18 protein-coding genes are annotated in these 16,452 nt (G+C 62.6%); 15 read left to right on the forward strand and 3 right to left on the reverse strand.

The features are described 5' to 3' along the window. The first annotated feature begins 134 nt into the window (after positions 1–134). From KP004_RS04940 to hypE, 3 genes are read left to right on the forward strand one after another with little or no spacing between them, the layout of a single operon-like run. Positions 135–365 (forward strand): HypC/HybG/HupF family hydrogenase formation chaperone, encoded by a 231-nt coding sequence (locus KP004_RS04940; protein WP_183347946.1) that lies wholly within the window; start codon positions 135–137, stop codon positions 363–365. Next, positions 362–1,453, forward strand: coding sequence for a hydrogenase formation protein HypD (gene hypD / locus KP004_RS04945; RefSeq protein WP_216801275.1), 1,092 nt, complete (start codon positions 362–364; stop codon positions 1,451–1,453). The genes KP004_RS04940 and hypD overlap by 4 nt, the downstream gene beginning before the upstream one ends. A gap of 48 nt (positions 1,454–1,501) precedes the next feature. After that, positions 1,502–2,512, forward strand: coding sequence for a hydrogenase expression/formation protein HypE (hypE, locus tag KP004_RS04950; protein ID WP_216801276.1), 1,011 nt, complete (start codon positions 1,502–1,504; stop codon positions 2,510–2,512). A 55-nt stretch (positions 2,513–2,567) separates the two neighbouring features. Here the strand turns inward: hypE and KP004_RS04955 are convergent, their stop codons facing one another. Next, a complete protein-coding gene (locus KP004_RS04955; RefSeq protein ID WP_216801277.1) occupies positions 2,568–2,840 on the reverse strand; it encodes a PilZ domain-containing protein in 273 nt (90 codons plus the stop codon). Positions 2,841–3,038: 198 nt separating this feature from the next. On the opposite strand from KP004_RS04955, the gene KP004_RS04960 reads away from it, so the two are divergent. Then, entirely contained in the window at positions 3,039–4,334 is a 1,296-nt protein-coding gene (locus KP004_RS04960; RefSeq protein WP_216801278.1) for an aspartate aminotransferase family protein, read from the forward strand. 51 nt (positions 4,335–4,385) lie between these two features. On the opposite strand, the gene KP004_RS04965 is transcribed toward KP004_RS04960, so the two are convergent. Next, on the reverse strand, positions 4,386–4,973 hold the full coding sequence (locus tag KP004_RS04965; protein WP_216801279.1) for a response regulator: 588 nt from the start codon (positions 4,971–4,973) through the stop codon (positions 4,386–4,388). A 131-nt stretch (positions 4,974–5,104) separates the two neighbouring features. Continuing rightward, positions 5,105–6,325 (reverse strand): ammonium transporter, encoded by a 1,221-nt coding sequence (locus tag KP004_RS04970; protein ID WP_216801280.1) that lies wholly within the window; start codon positions 6,323–6,325, stop codon positions 5,105–5,107. 238 nt (positions 6,326–6,563) lie between these two features. Between KP004_RS04970 and KP004_RS04975 the strand changes: the two genes are divergently transcribed. The 11 genes from KP004_RS04975 (at position 6,564) to KP004_RS05020 (ending at position 16,261) form a co-directional block, all read left to right on the forward strand. Continuing rightward, positions 6,564–7,721 carry an acetoin utilization protein AcuC gene (locus KP004_RS04975; protein WP_216801281.1) on the forward strand — a complete coding sequence of 386 codons (1,158 nt, stop codon included), beginning with the start codon at positions 6,564–6,566 and terminating at the stop codon, positions 7,719–7,721. Next, positions 7,699–8,502, forward strand: coding sequence for a hypothetical protein (locus tag KP004_RS04980; RefSeq protein ID WP_216801282.1), 804 nt, complete (start codon positions 7,699–7,701; stop codon positions 8,500–8,502). Before KP004_RS04975 ends, KP004_RS04980 begins: the two co-directional genes overlap by 23 nt. Positions 8,503–8,522: 20 nt before the next feature. After that, positions 8,523–9,467, forward strand: coding sequence for a tetratricopeptide repeat protein (locus KP004_RS04985; protein ID WP_216801283.1), 945 nt, complete (start codon positions 8,523–8,525; stop codon positions 9,465–9,467). A gap of 8 nt (positions 9,468–9,475) precedes the next feature. Further along, positions 9,476–9,571, forward strand: coding sequence for a twin-arginine translocase TatA/TatE family subunit (locus KP004_RS21265; RefSeq protein ID WP_199389149.1), 96 nt, complete (start codon positions 9,476–9,478; stop codon positions 9,569–9,571). Between the two features lie 124 nt (positions 9,572–9,695). After that, positions 9,696–10,100 (forward strand): CoA-binding protein, encoded by a 405-nt coding sequence (locus KP004_RS04990; RefSeq protein WP_216801284.1) that lies wholly within the window; start codon positions 9,696–9,698, stop codon positions 10,098–10,100. Between the two features lie 39 nt (positions 10,101–10,139). Beyond that, positions 10,140–10,574, forward strand: a complete 435-nt coding sequence (locus tag KP004_RS04995; RefSeq protein ID WP_216801285.1) for a hypothetical protein — start codon at positions 10,140–10,142, stop codon at positions 10,572–10,574. 183 nt (positions 10,575–10,757) lie between these two features. Next, positions 10,758–11,591 (forward strand): ABC transporter ATP-binding protein, encoded by an 834-nt coding sequence (locus KP004_RS05000; RefSeq protein WP_216801286.1) that lies wholly within the window; start codon positions 10,758–10,760, stop codon positions 11,589–11,591. Further along, the gene (locus KP004_RS05005; RefSeq protein ID WP_216801287.1) at positions 11,592–12,593 is read left to right on the forward strand and encodes a DmsE family decaheme c-type cytochrome; all 1,002 of its coding nucleotides are present in this window, start codon (positions 11,592–11,594) and stop codon (positions 12,591–12,593) included. Positions 12,594–12,607: 14 nt separating this feature from the next. Beyond that, positions 12,608–14,878 (forward strand): porin family protein, encoded by a 2,271-nt coding sequence (locus KP004_RS05010; protein WP_216801288.1) that lies wholly within the window; start codon positions 12,608–12,610, stop codon positions 14,876–14,878. 62 nt (positions 14,879–14,940) lie between these two features. Continuing rightward, on the forward strand, positions 14,941–15,858 hold the full coding sequence (locus KP004_RS05015) for an ABC transporter substrate-binding protein (RefSeq protein WP_239026945.1): 918 nt from the start codon (positions 14,941–14,943) through the stop codon (positions 15,856–15,858). 16 nt (positions 15,859–15,874) lie between these two features. Next, the gene (locus KP004_RS05020; protein WP_216801289.1) at positions 15,875–16,261 is read left to right on the forward strand and encodes a response regulator transcription factor; all 387 of its coding nucleotides are present in this window, start codon (positions 15,875–15,877) and stop codon (positions 16,259–16,261) included. Positions 16,262–16,452 lie beyond the last annotated feature (191 nt).

The raw sequence follows: 16,452 nt of genomic DNA on the forward strand, positions 1-16,452 counted from the left end.
GTTGGGAGGGGGGGATTGTTTCCACAGCCGCTACGCGCCCCCTCCCTATCCCTCCCCCTCCGGGGGCGGGGACTCAGGCAAACATCGAGACGACGAAACGGATACGAACACCGAGAGTGTAAAGGAGTACAAAGATGTGTGTAGGTGTACCGATGCAGGTGATCAGCATTGATGGCGATTTCGCCATGACCGAGGTCGACGGCGTGAAACGCGAGGCGAGCCTGATGATGCTGGACCAGGAGATCAAGGTCGGCGATTTCGTGATCGTGCACGCCGGCTTCGCCATCTCCAAGCTGGACGAGGAAGACGCCAAGGCGACCCTGGAACTGATGCGTGAAGTATATTCGCCGGAGTTGATGGGATGAACTACTCGGACAGCTTTCGCGACAAGGAACTGGTCCAGGGGCTGGCGCGGCGCATCGCCGAGCTGACCAAGGACCTGAGCAAACCGCTGGTCTTCATGGAAGTCTGCGGCACCCACACCATGGCCATCTACCAGTTCGGCCTGAGAAGCCTGCTCCCGCCGCAGGTGAAGCTCATCTCCGGCCCCGGGTGCCCGGTCTGCGTCACCCCCAACAGCTACCTCGACCGGGCCATCGCGCTGTGCCGCCTCCCTGACGTGATCATTACCAGCTTCGGTGACATGCTCCGCGTCCCCGGTTCCAGTTCGTCGCTCATGGAGGAGCGCGCCAAGGGCGCCGATATCCGGGTGGTCTACTCGCCGCTCGACGCCGTGCAGCTCGCCGCGAAGAACCCGTCCAAGCGCGTGGTCTTCCTCGGCGTCGGCTTCGAAACCACCGCCCCGACCATCGCCGGGAGCATCCTGGCGGCCAAGGCGCAGGGGCTCACCAACTATTTCGTCCTCGCCTCGCACAAGACCATGCCGCAGCCGATGGCCATCCTGTCGGCCGATCCTGATTTGCAGGTCGACGGCTACATCTGCCCGGCCCACGTAAGCGCCATCATCGGCGCCGACGCTTACCGCTTCCTGTGCGAAGAGTACAAGGTCCCCTGCGTGGTGACCGGCTTCGAGCCTACCGACGTGCTGCAGGGGGTGGAGCTCCTGGTGCGCCAGGCGCTGGCCGGTGAGAGCAAGGTGGAGATCCAGTACTCGCGCGTGGTGCGCTGGGAAGGAAACGCCAAGGCGCAGGCGATGCTGGCCGACGTTTTCACCCCCTTCGACGCCCCCTGGCGCGGCATCGGCGTGCTCCCCGGCAGCGGGCTGCGGATCGCCGACAAGTACGCCGAATTTGACGCCGAGCTGGCCATTCCGGTGCAGGTGGAAGAGCTGAAGGAGCACAAGGGGTGTCTGTGCGGCGAGATCCTGAAGGGGAAGGTGTCTCCCTTCGACTGCCCGCTTTTCGGTGGCAAGTGCACCCCCGAGTCCCCGGTCGGCGCCTGCATGGTTTCCTCCGAGGGAACCTGCGCCGCGGCCTTCAAGTACGGCCGCTAGACCAAAACGTCTGACGTCAGACCAGTCTGACAGAAAAGGAGTACGCCTTTGAACAACGACCTCATCCTCCTTGGCCACGGCAGCGGCGGGAGGCTTTCGCACCAGCTCCTGGAAGAGCTCATCATCCCGCAGCTCTCCAGCGTGCCGGTGGCAGGCCAGAACGACGCGGCGCTGCTCAACATCGGCGGCGTCAAACTCGCCTTCAGCACCGATTCCTACGTAGTCGACCCCATCTTCTTCCCCGGCGGCAACATCGGCGACCTCGCCATCAACGGCACGGTCAACGACCTCGCCATGATGGGTGCACGCCCGTTGTGCCTCTCCGTCGGCTTCATCCTCGAGGAAGGATTTTCCAAGGAGGAACTGGCCCGCATCCTCGCCTCAATGCGCGAGGCGGCTGAGACCGCCGGGGTCGCCATCGTAACCGGCGACACCAAGGTGGTTCCCAAGGGAAAGGGTGACCGCATCTTCATCAACACCTCGGGTATCGGGGCCGTCGAGCACAACCTGCAGATCGACGGCGCGTCGGCGCAGGTCGGCGACAAGATCATCGTCAACGGCTGCATCGGCGACCACGGCATCGCCGTCCTCTCCGCTCGTGAAGGGCTGGAAATCGACAGCGGCATCCGGACCGACTCGGCCGCACTGAACGGCGTGGTGGCAAGCCTCTTGCCCCTGGGGAGCGCGCTGCACGTGCTGCGCGACCCGACCCGCGGCGGCGTGGCGACGACGCTCAAGGAGATCGCCCTGCAATCGGGGGTGACCATCACGCTGGACGAGAAGAGCCTCCCCATCAACCCGGGGGTCAAGGGGGTCTGCTCCATTCTCGGGCTCGATCCGCTCTACGTCGCTAACGAGGGAAAACTGCTGGCAATCGTGGCACCGGAGCAGGCCGAGGAGGCCCTGGCGGTGATGCGCCGGCATCCCCTCGGAAAGGATGCCGCCGTCATCGGCGAGGTCACCGGGACCTCATCCGGCAAGGTGCAGATGGAAACCCTGGTTGGTGGGGTGAGGGGAGTGGAGATGCTGGCGGGGGAACAACTGCCGCGCATCTGCTGAGGCCTGTCGCGCCTCGACCAGCTCCCCATTTCAGGCAGGTATATCGGGACCCTTCTCAGTCGAGAAGGGTCTTTTCAAATTGAAGTCCCATCCCCTGGTCGGTGATCCTGACCACTTTGGCCTTCAGGTCGCACAGCACCTGCGGCGTCAGCGTGTGGTAGATGGTCACGGCTACCGTGTCGTTCAGCTCCAGCTTCCGTGCCGCCGTAACGAACACACCTTTCATGCTGAGGTTTTCGACCTCCCCCTCGATGGTGTGCTCTCCCTGGTGGAGGTTCGCTTTTGCGTGTAAGGCCAGCCTGGCGAAGTTTCTTTTTTCTTTGTACATCGCCCCTCCTTTTTTGTCCTTCATTGGTTTTTTGACCGGCGTTTTTGGCACAGACGTTAGTGTAGTCTAATCTTTTCTGTTTGCAACAACTGGAAAAAAAGTTCTCGGGCGGCATTAGCGGCGATGTTGCGCCTCCTCATGACTCTGCTATCATCTAACCTTCATGTGTCTTGCTTAATGTAAAGCTGGGGGTGCACGATGACTGAAGACGAAAGGCTGGTTCAAAGGGCATTTGCGGTCTTGGCGCCTCCGGCGCATCACTACTACCCGATCACCATCGCCCACGGCAAGGGGACCGAGGTGGTATCCAGGGATGGTCGGCGTTTCCTCGATTTCTCCTCCGGTCTGGCCGTGCTCAACCTGGGGCATAACCACCCGAAGGTGATGCAGGCGGTTCACGAGCAAGCGGACCGCTATCTCCATGCCGGCGGCATCTACTACAGCGAAGCCACCATCCTGGCGGCGGAGGAGCTCGTCTCGGTCACGCCCGACGGACTGGACATGCTCTTTTTCGGCAACTCCGGCGCCGAGGCGGTCGAAGGCGCCCTAAAGGCGGCGCGCTACACCAGCGGCCGCCAAGCCATCATCGCGTGCACCGGGGGCTTCCACGGCCGCACCATGGGCGCCCTCTCCCTCACCAGCAGTTCCTCTGCCTACCGCCGGCGCTACCATCCGCTGGTTCCCTCCGTCTACCACGTCAGCTATCCCGCCTGCTTCATCTGCTCCTGCGGGATGAACGCCGAAGCATGCGGGGGGAAATGCCTCGAGGAGCTCGACCGCCTCTTCCAACGCCAGATCCCACCCGAGGAGGTCGCTGCCATCGTCGTGGAGCCGTTTCTGGGGGAAGGTGGCTATTATCCGGCCCCGAAGACCTACCTGAAGGGGCTGCGCAAGATCTGCGACGAGTACGGCATCCTGCTCATCTTCGACGAGGTGCAGTCCGGGATCGGCCGGACCGGGAAGTGGTTTTGCTGCGAACATGCCGGCGTGAAGCCGGACATCCTGGTGACTGCCAAGGCGCTTGCCTCGGGTCTGCCTCTGGGGGCGGTGGTCGCTTCCCAAGCGCTCATGAAGAGATGGGACTCCCCCTCCCACGGCTCGACGTTCGGCGGGAACCCCGTCTCCTGCGCTGCCGCCTTGGCGACACTGCGGGTGATCAAGGAAGAGGGGCTTCTGGATCGCGCCTGTGTCGCCGGCGCCAGGATGGTTTCCTATCTGCAGGAAGTCGCCATGCACAACCCGAGCATCGGCGAGGTCAGGGGCATGGGATGCATGATCGGGGTGGAGTTCGTGGACGAGGCGGGCGCCGCCGACGGCAGGCTCTGTCAGAACATGATCGACGAGTGCCTGGCCAAGGGGGTGATCCTGATCGGCTGCGGTTTGAAGCGCAACGTGGTGCGGCTGATACCGCCTCTGAACGTGACCGACGCCGAACTTAAGGAGGCGCTGGGGATCTTTTCCGATGCGTTGATCGAGCTGACCAGGAGAAAGTAGGGGGACCCGGCAGCGACTGGGGGGGGCTGCCGGGAAAATGGGGCGATCGGTTCAGGCGGGGGGAGCCGTGTCGGGCTCGCGGTACTTGTCCATGATCTCGAAGGCGCGCTTCACGCGGGAAACGACGCGGATGGTCATGACCGGTTTGGCGATGAAGTCGTGGAACCCGGCCTTGAGCGCGCGGTGCTCCTCCTCGGGGGAAGCCTTGGAGGTGAGTAGGATCATAGGCGTTCCGGCACTGGCGGGGTTGGCCTTGATGGCGCGCATGAGCGCGTAGCCGTCCATCCTCGGGGAGGTTGCGTCGCACAGGATCAGGTCGGGCTTCTGCGAGAAAGCGATCTTCAGCCCCTCAACCCCGTCGCGAGCGATGAAAACCTGGTACCCCTCCTTTTTGAGGGCTCCTTCCACGTCGCAGTTCATGGCTGCCGGGTCATCCACCAGCAGGACCTTCATCTCCGCCAACGCCTGGGCCTGCTGCCCCAGCGCCTCACGCAGTTCCTCTGCGGTAATAACTCCCATTTCCAGGAGCACTTCACCAAGCCTCAGGCCGCATCCCTGCTGCCGCGCCAGGGCCCGATCCAGTGTCTTTACCGTTATGATGCCGGATTGAACCAGCAACTGTCCCAAGGGTATCTTCATGATAAGGTACGCCTTTTAGGGTAATGAGAAATAATTAACATCGCAAATAATACATTCTTCTCGTAAAAATACAAAACAAAAAAAAAGAGGCCCCGATTGGGGCCTCTGCGTTGCTGGAGGTTGGTGCCGGGCTAGCGGATGTGGTCTTCCGGGTAGGCGCCGATGCTGTGGATGGAGAGGTCGGCACCGGCGAACTCTTCTTCCTGGCTCAGCCTGATGCCAACCGTCTTGGCGAGCACGCCGTAGACGATGAAACCGTTGATCAGGGCAAAGACGATGGCGGAGAGCGAACCTAAAAGCTGCGAGACGAAGGTGATGCCCCCCAACCCGCCCAGGGCCTCGTGCCCGAAGATGCCGGCGGCGATGCCCCCCCAGGAGCCGATGATGCCATGCAGCGGCCAGACGCCCAGAACGTCGTCGATCTTCAGTTTTTCCTGCTCGATGTGGAAGCCGTATACGAAGATCACCGAGGCGATGGCGCCGGTGACGAAGGCGAAGAGCGGGTGCATGATGTCGGAGCCGGCGCAGACGGCGATGAGACCGGCCAGCGCGCCGTTGTGGACGAAGCCCGGGTCGTTCTTGCCGGCGATGAGGGCCGCCAGCACCCCGCCCACCATAGCCATCAGCGAGTTGACCGCGACGATGCCGGAGATCTTGTCCAGGTGACCGGCGCTCATGACGTTGAAGCCGAACCAGCCTACCGCCAGGATCCAGGACCCCAAGGCCAGGAAGGGGATGTTGCTGATCGGGATCGGGTGCGACTTGCCCTTGATGTAGCGCCCCATGCGCGGCCCGAGGATCAGGACCGCGGGAAGGGCCAGCCAGCCGCCGATGGAGTGCACCACCACGGAACCGGCGTAGTCATGGAACTCGGCCCCGCCGAACTGCTTGAAGAGCCCCTGCAGCGAGGAGCAGTTCTGCCCCCAGATCAGGGATTCGAAGAGAGGGTAGGTGAGGCCGGCGAAGATGGCGCCGGCGATTACCTGCGGCCAGAACTTGGCGCGCTCGGCGATGCCGCCGGAGATGATGGCCGGGATGCAGGCCGCGAAGCAGAGCAGGAAGAAGTAGTGGGTGATGTCGTAGCCCTGGTTCGGCCCCAGGAGCTCCTTCACCGGCTTCAGGAAGCTGATGCCGTAGGCGATGGGGAAGCCGATCAGGAAGTAGACCACGGTGGATACGGACCAGTCGGTCAGGATCTTCACGAAGGCGTTCACCTGGTTCTTCCGACGCACCGTTCCCACTTCGAGAAAGGCGAATCCGGCGTGCATGGCGAATACCATGACTGCCCCGAGCATCAGGAAAAGTACATCGCTGCTGTTGGCAAGTGTCGTCATCGTTGACATCCCGTTCATTTGCTACCTCCGTTGGTATCTCGCTCCCCGTCGTTGGAGAACACCACGCACTAGCAAGCACTCTGCCAAGCCGTTATCCCCTTGAAATCACGTGGTAGCCGTTGTGGGGCTAATGAGAGGATGACGGAGAATTGCCTGGAAAACAGGCAGCGATGCTTAAGGCGTGGGCAGGATTTAAAGGTTGACCTGTAAACGGCCAGCAGGTAAATTTGTGCAGAATTTCGCCGGAGGTGGCCCGTTGCTGCGCAAGACCGCACTCATCGCCTGTACCGACCTGTCCGGGTACTGCTACGGCGAACAGCACCCGTTCAAGGTGCAGCGTTACCGGCTGGCGCGCGACCTGATGGACGCCTACGGCCTGCTTGACCTGCCCGCCATGACCCAGGTGCGTCCTCGCCCGGTGAGCGAACCGCAGCTGTTGAGCGCCCACTCTGCCGAGTACCTGGATCGGCTGCGGGAGTTCAGCGCGGCCGGCGAGCCCAGGGCCGACTTCCGCTACGGGCTGGGCGACGTGGAGAATCCCGTCTTCCCCGGCGTTTACGACTGGGCCTGTCTGGGGGTCTCCGGTACCCTGGAGGCGGCGCGGCTGGTATCCGAGGAAGGGTATGCCGCCGCCTTCAACCCCTTGGGCGGCTACCACCACGCCCAGGCGGGGCGGGCCTCGGGCTTCTCCTACCTAAACGATGCCGTGGTCGCCATCAACCACCTGCTTGAGCAGGGAAAGACGGTGGTCTACCTCGACCTGGACGCCCACCACGGCGACGGCGTGCAGAACGCCTTCTACGCCGACGACCGGGTGCTCACCATCTCCATGCACGAGAGCGGGGTCTACTTCTTCCCGGGGACCGGATTCGAGAACGAGACCGGGGAAGGGGCGGGGCGGGGTTACTCGGTGAACCTTCCCCTTTTGGCCCACACCGACGACGCTTTATTCATGAAGGCCTTCGATGAGGTGGCGTTCCCCCTGATCGCGGCCTTCGACCCGGACGTCCTCTTCACCCAGCTCGGCGCCGATACCTTCAGGACCGACCCCCTCACGCGTCTCGAGGTGACCACCCACGCCTACTCCTATATCATGAGGAAGTTGCGGGCCCTGGAGATCCCCTGGGTAGCGGTGGGGGGAGGGGGGTACGACCAGATGAACGTGGCGCGCGCCTGGACCATCGCCTGGGGCATCATGAACGACCGTGAGCTTGCGCCGCGGCTCCCCGCCCGGTTCGTGGAGCTGATCGCCAAGCTTGGCTACCCACACCGGATGCTCCTCGACGCCATGCACTGGGCGGAAGAGGACGACCGCAACCGGGCGCTCGACGCGGTGGAGAAAAGCATCGCCTACGTGCGCGACCACATCTTCCCGGTCCTGATCGGCGACTATGGCATACGAAACCGGACATGAGGCACTGAGGGACAGCGGGGGGAGGCAGCTCTTCTCCCTGTACGACATCAACCGGTTGCCTGCCGCGGAGAAGGAGGCGATCTACGGCAGACTTCTGCCCGGCCGCCTGCTGGAGCTGGTCCGGGACCGGGGCAGCATCGAGGTGATCGCGCCGCAGGGGCTTCGCTTCCTGCGCCTGGTGGTCCGCCGCGCTCCCGAGGACCGCGACCCGGTGTTCTTCCTGGAGCTGTGCGACACGCATCACGGCCAGATGGAGCTCTCCTTCTGCACCATCGCGGACCCGGCCGCACCCCGGTTCGACGTCGACCTCGACGAGCACGGCAAAAACAACGTCTTCGCGTCCCTTGGGCGCAACCTGGCGGAAGAGGAGCGCGCCATGGAGGCCGGGCTCTTCCCGAACCAGACCCGGCGGGGACTCAGGATGTTCGGGGAGTTTCTGCCGCTTCTGGAGCAGTTCACCGCGGCCCTGGGCATGCAGCTCATCGTCGGGGAGCCCTTAACCTACGACAATGCGATCCGCTACGAGAAGTACGGGTTCGACTACACGGTAGGCAAGAGGCTGATGCAGGAGATCGACGCCGGCTTTGCCCCGGGCGGCGTCTTGTACCGCAGGTTGGACGGTTCCACCCCCTTCCGGCGGCCCGGGATGGAGAAAAGCGTGCAGGGGCGCAGTTGGGCCATCCACGACGGCATACTCGACGAGCCCTGGGACGAGGTGCGCATCTACAAGACCATCGGCGTGCACGCCGGTGTCAACACGTTCCCGGGACGGGAGCGTTAGCGGAAAAAGGAGTGCGTTGCATGGAAAGAGATATGACCCCTCTCACAGGTATCAGTTACTATCGCCCCCCACAAGGGACCGAGGTGAGCGGGCTGGACGGCAAGGTCGTCTTCACTGTGGGGCCGGAGCCGATCCCGCTGCTGGACGAAGACTACAAGGCCCTCGATGGGCAGGTTCCCGGCTATGACGTCGTGGGGCGCGGCGTGTACCAGGCGCTACGCCAGGATCCCGGCTGCCGCTACTGCGAGCTCTACGCGGAGATGCTCAAGGGATACCCGCACTACGTCTCCGAACTGGCCAGCCACATCCTGATGCTCGGGGAGAAGGACGTCGAGGTCCCCTACCTGGAGCGGCGCGTGAAGCTGTTGCGCATCTTCGCCCTGATGGAGCCGGAGAACGCGCACTTCCCGCTGGAGATCGGGGCCACCCTTTTGGAGCAGGCCTGTCGCTTCTCGGCGCTGCACCTCTCCACGGTCACCCTGTTCAAGGCGGAAGGGTACCTGGAGCGCGCCCGTGAGCTGGGAGGCGACCAGCCGCGCTGCCTCACCACCCTGGCCGAGGTCTCGTTTCTTTTGGGCAAGTACGACAAGGCGGCCTCGCTCTGGAGCCTGTTGTTGCCGCAGGTCGAGGCAGCCGCGCAGGCCGAGCTGAGGGCGCGCCTGGAGCGGATCGAGCGGGGCGAGGTGCCCCGGGTGCCGGCGGTGGACTACCTGGAAGCGATCGCCGGCGCCATGGCCCTGCGCGAGGACGGCGGCTACCAGGAGGCGACCGCGATCCTCAACGACGTCATGGCCGACGCCTGGTTTGCGCTCGAGTTTCCCATGGCCGAGATCCCGTACCTGCTGGCGCTGTGCTGCAAGGATCTCGGCGCCGCCGGGGACGCGCGTTTTTACCTGCGTCAGGCCTTGAAGATCAACCCGGATTTTGAAGAGGCCAAGACCACGCTGCAGCAACTGGAACAGTAGGAGGAACTATGTTTGGATTCAGCCCGGCAGATTGGATCTTCATCGCCGGCGTAATGGTGGTAATCTTCTTCTTCGTCGCCATAAGCGGCATGCGCAAACGGTAATCGCGAAAAGCGGTTACGCTCCAGCTCTCCCCCTCCCTTGACGGGAGGGGGTTAGGGGGTGGGGGCACTGCAACATCCTAACCGGACAACAACGCATCCTGATACTGGTCTCAAGGAGGTTCTTATGCAAGTTCCCGACATCAAAGAGATTCTGACCAAGTATCGTACCGTCGCCGTGGTGGGGCTCTCCCCCGACGCCGGCAAGCCCAGTCACGAGGTCGCCGCCTATCTCAAGCGGGCCGGCTACCGCATCATCCCGGTGAACCCCGCCGTGGACGAGGTGTTCGGCGAGAAGAGCTACCCGAGCCTCGCCGAGATACCCGAAGCGGTGGAGATCGTCGACGTGTTCCGCCGTTCCGAGTTCGTGCCCGAGATCGTGGAGCAGGCGATCGCCAAGGGGGCCAAGGTGATCTGGATGCAGGAAGGGGTGGTCCACGAGGACGCCGCGCGGCGCGCCCGCGAGGCCGGGCTCGAGGTGGTGATGGACCGCTGCATGTTGAAGGAACACGTAAAGTGGGTGAAACGTTGATACTGCTGCATGTTGGTAGGAAAAACGGCGGGGTGCCCCATGACCGTTGAAAACGGCAGGCGCCCCGCCTCGCTGTGGCCCCTGGTCCTGCTCACCTCTTTCTCGCTGCTGCTCTGTTTCTCCAGTTACGGCAACCCTTTTCCCTTCATGGGGACCCTCTACCAGGGAGGGGCCGCCGAACGCTTCGTCTTTGCCGACAGCCTCATCTCGCTGTACCTGCTGATCGGGGTGCTCAAGCGGCAGCGGCTCACCGTCTGGCTTTTGATCGGCTACAACCTGTGCGACATCTTGAACGCCTGGGTCAACCTCGCCCTGATCCCCGCGGCCGAATACGCGCGCCTGGCGGGGGCTCCCGTCCCGGAAGGGGATCTGCTTTCCACGACGCTCCTCGCGACCATCGCCCTGATCCTCATGAACATGTACATCTTCAGGATCAGGCGTGCATTCGACAATCCCTCCCCGTATCTTTTCTGACTGTCACCGGTCCAGCCAAGATTGTGTAAACGTTAAGTGTCCTCAAATATTCCCCCTTGCCAGCGGCCTCACAACTCTGGTAGTATGTGCGCGCTTCTTTGCAACGGCAGATGGCAGAATTTACTGGCAAAGCCGATAGTATCACGGCGGCCGGCGTGACACTTCGTTCTCAAAAGGATAGCGATGTTCGAGAAGCTTAAACACGGCCTCCCCGGGTCTTTCTTTCACTCAGAGAACGGCCAGCAAGCCGTCAACCTGCACGACACCAGGGGCGTGGGGATCAGGATAGAGCAGTTGAACAAATCTTTCGGGCCCAACCACGTGCTCAAGGACGTGAACCTCGAGATCCGGGCCGGAGAGACCTTCTGCATCATCGGTCCGTCCGGCACCGGCAAGAGTGTGCTGCTCAAACACATCGTCAAGCTGGAGACCCCCGACAGCGGCGAGATCTATATCGACGACCTCCCCATCTTCGGAGAGGGCGCCAAACCCGCGGCGCACGACTACCGCTACAGCATGGTGTTCCAGTCCTCGGCCCTGTTCAACTCCCTCACCGTGGGTGAGAACGTGGGACTGTGGCTTCGGGAGAAGAGGGTCTGCAAGGAGCTGCAGATCCGCGAGATCATCAAGCAGAAGCTGGAGATGGTGGGACTCGTCGGCAAGGAGGAGCTGCGCACCTCCGAGCTTTCCGGCGGTATGAAAAAGCGCGTCGCCATCGCGCGGTCGCTGGCGATGAACCCCGACCTGATCCTGTACGACGAGCCGACCGCGGAGCTCGACCCGGTCACCACGGACGAACTGGCCAACACCATCCTGAAGCTCAAGGAGAGCACCAGGAACACGACGGTGATCGTGACCCACGACCTGAACTTCGCGCTGTACATCTCGGACCGGATCGCCATGATGCACGGCGGGTCGGTGGTCGAGATCGGCACGCCGCGCGAGATCAAGAAAAGCGACAATCCCATCGTGCGCGGTTTCATCTACACCACGACCAAGGGGATAAGGGGGGAATAGATGGCAGCACGTCTTCTGCGCCGCGGCAAATTCGTGATCCTCATGGCGCTTTTTCCCCTTATTTCGGTCTCCTGCGCCGACCTCAAACAGAGCAAACCCATCCTTCCCATCCGCGACTATGAAAAGATGATCGTGGGCCGGCTCGATGCCGAGTACGTCGGCACCAACAACTGTGTCTCCAAGTGCCACGCCCACGACAAGATCACCGACGACTTCAGCCACAGCATCCACGGCGAGCAGATCAAGCCCGAGACCGGTCTGCCGCTGGTCAACTGCGAATCGTGCCACGGTCCCGGCAGCCTCGCCATCGCCCACCTGAGCGACGACCGCGAGGAGAACACCCGCCTCAAGAAGAAGTGCGACACCTCGACTTTCCTGGACATCATGCACCTGCCGCCCCAGGCCCAGTCCCTGATCTGCCTGAAGTGCCACTCCGCCGCCTCGATCCCCGTGCTCTCCCACTGGAACGCCAGTCCGCACGCGCTGCACGACGTGAGCTGTTTCGATTGCCACAAGTTGCACCAGGGACCGCAGCAGAAGGTGAGCCGGCAGGCGATGTCGGAGATGTGCTTCAGCTGCCACCCCGAGGTGCAGGCGGAGAATTCCCTGTTCTCTCACCATCCGCTGCGGGAGAAGAAGATGTTCTGCGTGGACTGCCACGAGGTGCACGGCTCGACGCAGGATCGTCTGCTCAGGGGGAACACCCCCAAGGAAACCTGCACCAGGTGCCACATGGAAAAGCAGGGGCCGTTCGCGTTCGAGCACGGTGACGTCACCGAGAACTGCATGAACTGCCACACGCCGCACGGGTCCATCAACAACAAACTCCTGAACGCCGCGATGCCGTTTTTGTGCCTGCAGTGCCACACCGGGCACTTGGCCACCAACACGCCGGGGCTGAAACAGCTTTTCGTCAACCGCTGCACGGACTGTCATTCCCAGGTGCACGGCACCGATACCCCCTCTCCGGCCATCACCGGCAGGGGCACGCTGCGCCAGTAAAGGAAAGGAGCCGGATGGTGGAAAAACCACTCATATCAACGGTCGTCTCACCTCTGCTGCTTCTGCTGCTGGCGGTGGGTGGGGTCGCTGCGGCCGAACTGGAGCCGGTTCCTGCCGCGAGCCTGGAGTCTGCCGCGGCTGCGGAGAAGGATGCTCCTGCCGACGAACCGTCCGGTCCCGCCACGGACCAGGAGGGAACAGCGGTCGCCCCTGCGCCTGCAGAGCAGGAGCCCGCGGAGCAGGCGCCCGCCGGCGGGGAGACGCTGCCGCTCCCGGCAGTCCAGGAGCCCGAAGTACAGCCGCCGACAATCGGAGCGGTGCCGCTGCCCGAAGACGAGCGCCAGGTGGAGGTGCTGGAGCAAAAGGGCGGGGTGCTGGGCTACAACTTCGTCTTCGGAGATGACAACCGCGGGCGTGCACTGGAGTACGGCTTTCTCAAGTCCAGCCGAAGCGGCGGGCTCTTCTACCGGCACATGGAGAAAGACACCAACTTTGAGCTGGAAGGGTTCTACCTGAACGAGAACGACTACCACGCCGACCTGCTCATGGACTACAAGGGCGATTACCGTCTCCATCTCAGGACGGAATCCCTGTACCACAACCTGGACCGAGAGCTCCTGTTCACTCCCTCCTTCCCCAGCGGGCGGACCGACGACCGCACCTCACCGGCTGAATACAGATCTGTTCAGGACCCGGTTACGAACTACGGGGTGAGCGTGGTGCAGGACCGGGCCGATTTCCGCTACCGGTTGCACAACTTCCCCCTGCACGTCAATCTCGGTTACTGGCGCTACGTCAAGGAAGGGACCATCCAGCAAATCTTCGCCGATACCGCCTTCGAGGGGCCTCTCAACACGGTCTACGCCGAGCGGCGAGGCGTGAACCAGCAGATTCAAGAGGGGCGCGTGGGGCTGGACACCCACCTCGGCCCGGTCGACTTGATCTATGACTTCAAGGTAAGCTACTTCGAGGACCGGCTGCCAACTCCGGTGCACGATTATCAGGAGCGCAGCCACTTCAACGGCGCGGATGATTTTGCCGGGGGGGTGCGGCAGCACAACGAAAACCCCGACAGCAGCTTCTTTTCCCACACCATCAAACTGCACACCTCGCTGGCCGGCGGTCTGGTCGGCTCCGGTTCGTACAGCTTCGAACAGCGTGAGAACCTGTCCGAGCTAAGCGACACCACCGGCGCCCGCCATCTGAAAAGTTACCTGCAAAACGCCGCCGGGGACCTCACCTATACCCCCAGTCGCGAGTACACCTTCGCCCTGAAATACCGGCGCCAGGAAATCGATCACAGCAAGCGCGAGCCACTCACCAACAGCGCCTTTGCCGATCCGGACATAACCGTCAAGTCCCCTATCGAAACCACCCGCGACCTGGTAACCGGCACGTTCTCCTACCGTCCCATCCTGGACCTCGCGCTGGTAGGTGAGTACCGCGGCGACTTCCTGCGCAGGAACAACGTGTCGGAGTTGCCGACGGAGACCAGTTGGGGGCTGCCGGAAAGCACCTCGACCCATACCGGGTCGCTCTCCGCCTACTACCGCCCCATCAAGGGGCTCAGGACCAGCGCCACCCTTAGCTATGCCAACGCCGATCACCCCGCCTACGGCGCTTCCTTCCAGAACCGTCAAGAGGCGAAACTGCTGGCGACCTACACGCTCAACAACCGTTGGGGGCTTACCAGCCATGCCATCTTCCGCCGCGACGAAAACGACGAGGTGCGGAAGTACCTGGTGAATTACCCGTTCGAACCGCTCTCCTTCTCCCTGGCCCCTCTGACCTCCCGGAGCGCCAACAGCGAGAACGCGAACATCGGCGTGTGGTGGGTGCCGCTGCAGGGCCTCACGGTCGGGGCGAACTACTCGTACCTGCACCAGGAGGTGGAACAGGGCATCCTTTTCACCGGCGTGGTGGTCGGCAGCGAGGCCGTCTCGCAGTTTTCCAGCAGATCCCACATTTACGGCGTCAACGCCTCCTATGTCTTGAGCGCGAAGAGCGATCTCGCGGTGGCGGCGCAGCAGATCAGATCCTCGGCCGCGTTTGCGCCGAGCGATATCAACTTTTCGACTACCAGCAGTACCGACGGCATTAAGGAGATCACTGAGCAGGACACCGTGATCACCTCGCTCTCGGCGCGCGGCGAGTACCGCTTCACGAGTGCACTTTCCACCACGTTGGAATATTCATTCAACGATTACAACGAGATGAAGTCCGCCTACAAGAGTTACAGCGGCACCGTTCACACCATCGTCGCCGGCCTCGCGGCCAGGTGGTGACCAAGGGGTAACGTATCAAGACACTGGTCCGTTCCATATTCCTGCTCCTGCTGCTTTGCGCGGTGATCCCCGCGGCGGACTCCCGTGCGGCCGGAAAGCTGGTCGCGGCGTTGCTGACCTGCGACCTGCCGCGCTACCGCGAGGCCCACAAGGCCTTCGTGAAGGCGCTGGTGCAGAAGGGATACGACCAGAGCAACGTCGAGGTCATCACCCAGACCCCCAACCCGGACCTCATCTCCTGGTCCAACAGTGTCAGGAAGTTCAATGCCATCGGCGCGGACGTCATCGTCGCCTACGGCACCTCCGCCACGCTGGCCGCCATGCGCGAAGCCCAGGACATCCCGGTGGTGTTTGCCGACGTGTACGGCCCGGTGGAAACCGGGATCGCCAAGAGCATGAATTCCACCGGGCATAACAGCGCCGGGATCAGTTCGAAGGTTCCGCTGGTAACGCTGATCAAGACCGCCATGGACCTAAAGCAGATCAAGACCCTCGGCATCATCTGCGCCAACCGGGAGGAAGGAGCCCTGGTGCAGCTCAAGGAGGCCCGCAAGATCGCGGCCCAGTCCGGGGTGGTGCTGGTGGAAACCAATGTGGGTTCTGCGACCGCACTGGACGCGGCCTTGGCCACCCTCTTCGCCACCAGGGTCGACTGCGTCTACGTCACCGAATGCACAGCGGGAAGCCGCTCCTTCGAGAAGATCGTCCATCGCTGCAATGAATTGAAGATCCCGGTTATATCGCAGATGCCCGGTGCTGCCCACAAGGGGGCCCTGATCTCCCTGGAGGCGGACCCCGCCGAGCAAGGGCAGATCGCCGCGGAGTACGTGGCGCGTGTCCTGAGCGGGAAGAAACCGGTGCACCTGCCGGTGGCCACCCCCAAGCGGGTGGATCTCATCGTGAATATGAAAGCGGCCCGGCTGCTTGACCTGAATGTCCCCTTCCCGGTGCTCACCGCTGCGACCCGGGTGCTTAAGTAGATACATAGAGGTATGGATGGGAAAAATTCTGATCGTTGATGACGACGCCGCTTTCGTGGGCGCACTGAGGGACAAGATCCATGCGCTCTACCCGCTGTTGGACGTGATAACCTGCACCGAACCGCTGCTGGCCCTGACCATACTGAGGCAGGGGAAGGTCGACTTGTTGCTGGTGGACCTGGAGATGCCTACCCTTGACGGCTCCAAGATTTTCAACTATGCCCTTTCGGTCGGGATCGACAAGAACCGGATCGTGATCCTTTCCGGGCGGGACTCGGACTATCTGCACGAGCAGTTCCCCATGGGGACCTGTCTTGCGGTGTTGAACAAGTACGAAGCGAAGCAGAAGGCGGTGCTCGACATGATCTTCAGCTCGATGCAGAGAAAGGCCGCGGGGAGTTAAAGGCGGGGACTAGGGGCTAGACGGGCGAGGTCAGAGGTCAGAGGTCAGAGGTCAACAGAGACTTGGGAGTTGGTCGGCTGTTGCCACGAGAGAACAATTTATTACAGGGACAGGTGTTGAGAAGGGAAGGGCGGTTTTACCAGCCCCTAGCCCCCAGCCCCTAGCCCCTTGGTTTTAGGAGTTAACACAGC

It is taken from the genome of Geomonas oryzisoli, assembly GCF_018986915.1.
Classification (GTDB): domain Bacteria; phylum Desulfobacterota; class Desulfuromonadia; order Geobacterales; family Geobacteraceae; genus Geomonas; species Geomonas oryzisoli.

Coding starts and splice junctions, on each gene's coding strand:
- KP004_RS04985 (WP_216801283.1), top strand. CDS start 8,523: ATGGAAAGAGATATGACCCCTCTCACAGGTATCAGTTACTATCGCCCC.
- KP004_RS05005 (WP_216801287.1), top strand. CDS start 11,592: ATGGCAGCACGTCTTCTGCGCCGCGGCAAATTCGTGATCCTCATGGCG.
- KP004_RS05000 (WP_216801286.1), top strand. CDS start 10,758: ATGTTCGAGAAGCTTAAACACGGCCTCCCCGGGTCTTTCTTTCACTCA.
- KP004_RS05020 (WP_216801289.1), top strand. CDS start 15,875: ATGGGAAAAATTCTGATCGTTGATGACGACGCCGCTTTCGTGGGCGCA.
- KP004_RS21265 (WP_199389149.1), top strand. CDS start 9,476: ATGTTTGGATTCAGCCCGGCAGATTGGATCTTCATCGCCGGCGTAATG.
- KP004_RS05010 (WP_216801288.1), top strand. CDS start 12,608: ATGGTGGAAAAACCACTCATATCAACGGTCGTCTCACCTCTGCTGCTT.
- KP004_RS04970 (WP_216801280.1), bottom strand. CDS start 6,325: ATGAACGGGATGTCAACGATGACGACACTTGCCAACAGCAGCGATGTA.
- KP004_RS04955 (WP_216801277.1), bottom strand. CDS start 2,840: ATGTACAAAGAAAAAAGAAACTTCGCCAGGCTGGCCTTACACGCAAAA.
- KP004_RS04995 (WP_216801285.1), top strand. CDS start 10,140: ATGACCGTTGAAAACGGCAGGCGCCCCGCCTCGCTGTGGCCCCTGGTC.
- KP004_RS04940 (WP_183347946.1), top strand. CDS start 135: ATGTGTGTAGGTGTACCGATGCAGGTGATCAGCATTGATGGCGATTTC.
- KP004_RS04980 (WP_216801282.1), top strand. CDS start 7,699: ATGGCATACGAAACCGGACATGAGGCACTGAGGGACAGCGGGGGGAGG.
- hypD (WP_216801275.1), top strand. CDS start 362: ATGAACTACTCGGACAGCTTTCGCGACAAGGAACTGGTCCAGGGGCTG.
- KP004_RS04965 (WP_216801279.1), bottom strand. CDS start 4,973: ATGAAGATACCCTTGGGACAGTTGCTGGTTCAATCCGGCATCATAACG.
- KP004_RS04990 (WP_216801284.1), top strand. CDS start 9,696: ATGCAAGTTCCCGACATCAAAGAGATTCTGACCAAGTATCGTACCGTC.
- KP004_RS04960 (WP_216801278.1), top strand. CDS start 3,039: ATGACTGAAGACGAAAGGCTGGTTCAAAGGGCATTTGCGGTCTTGGCG.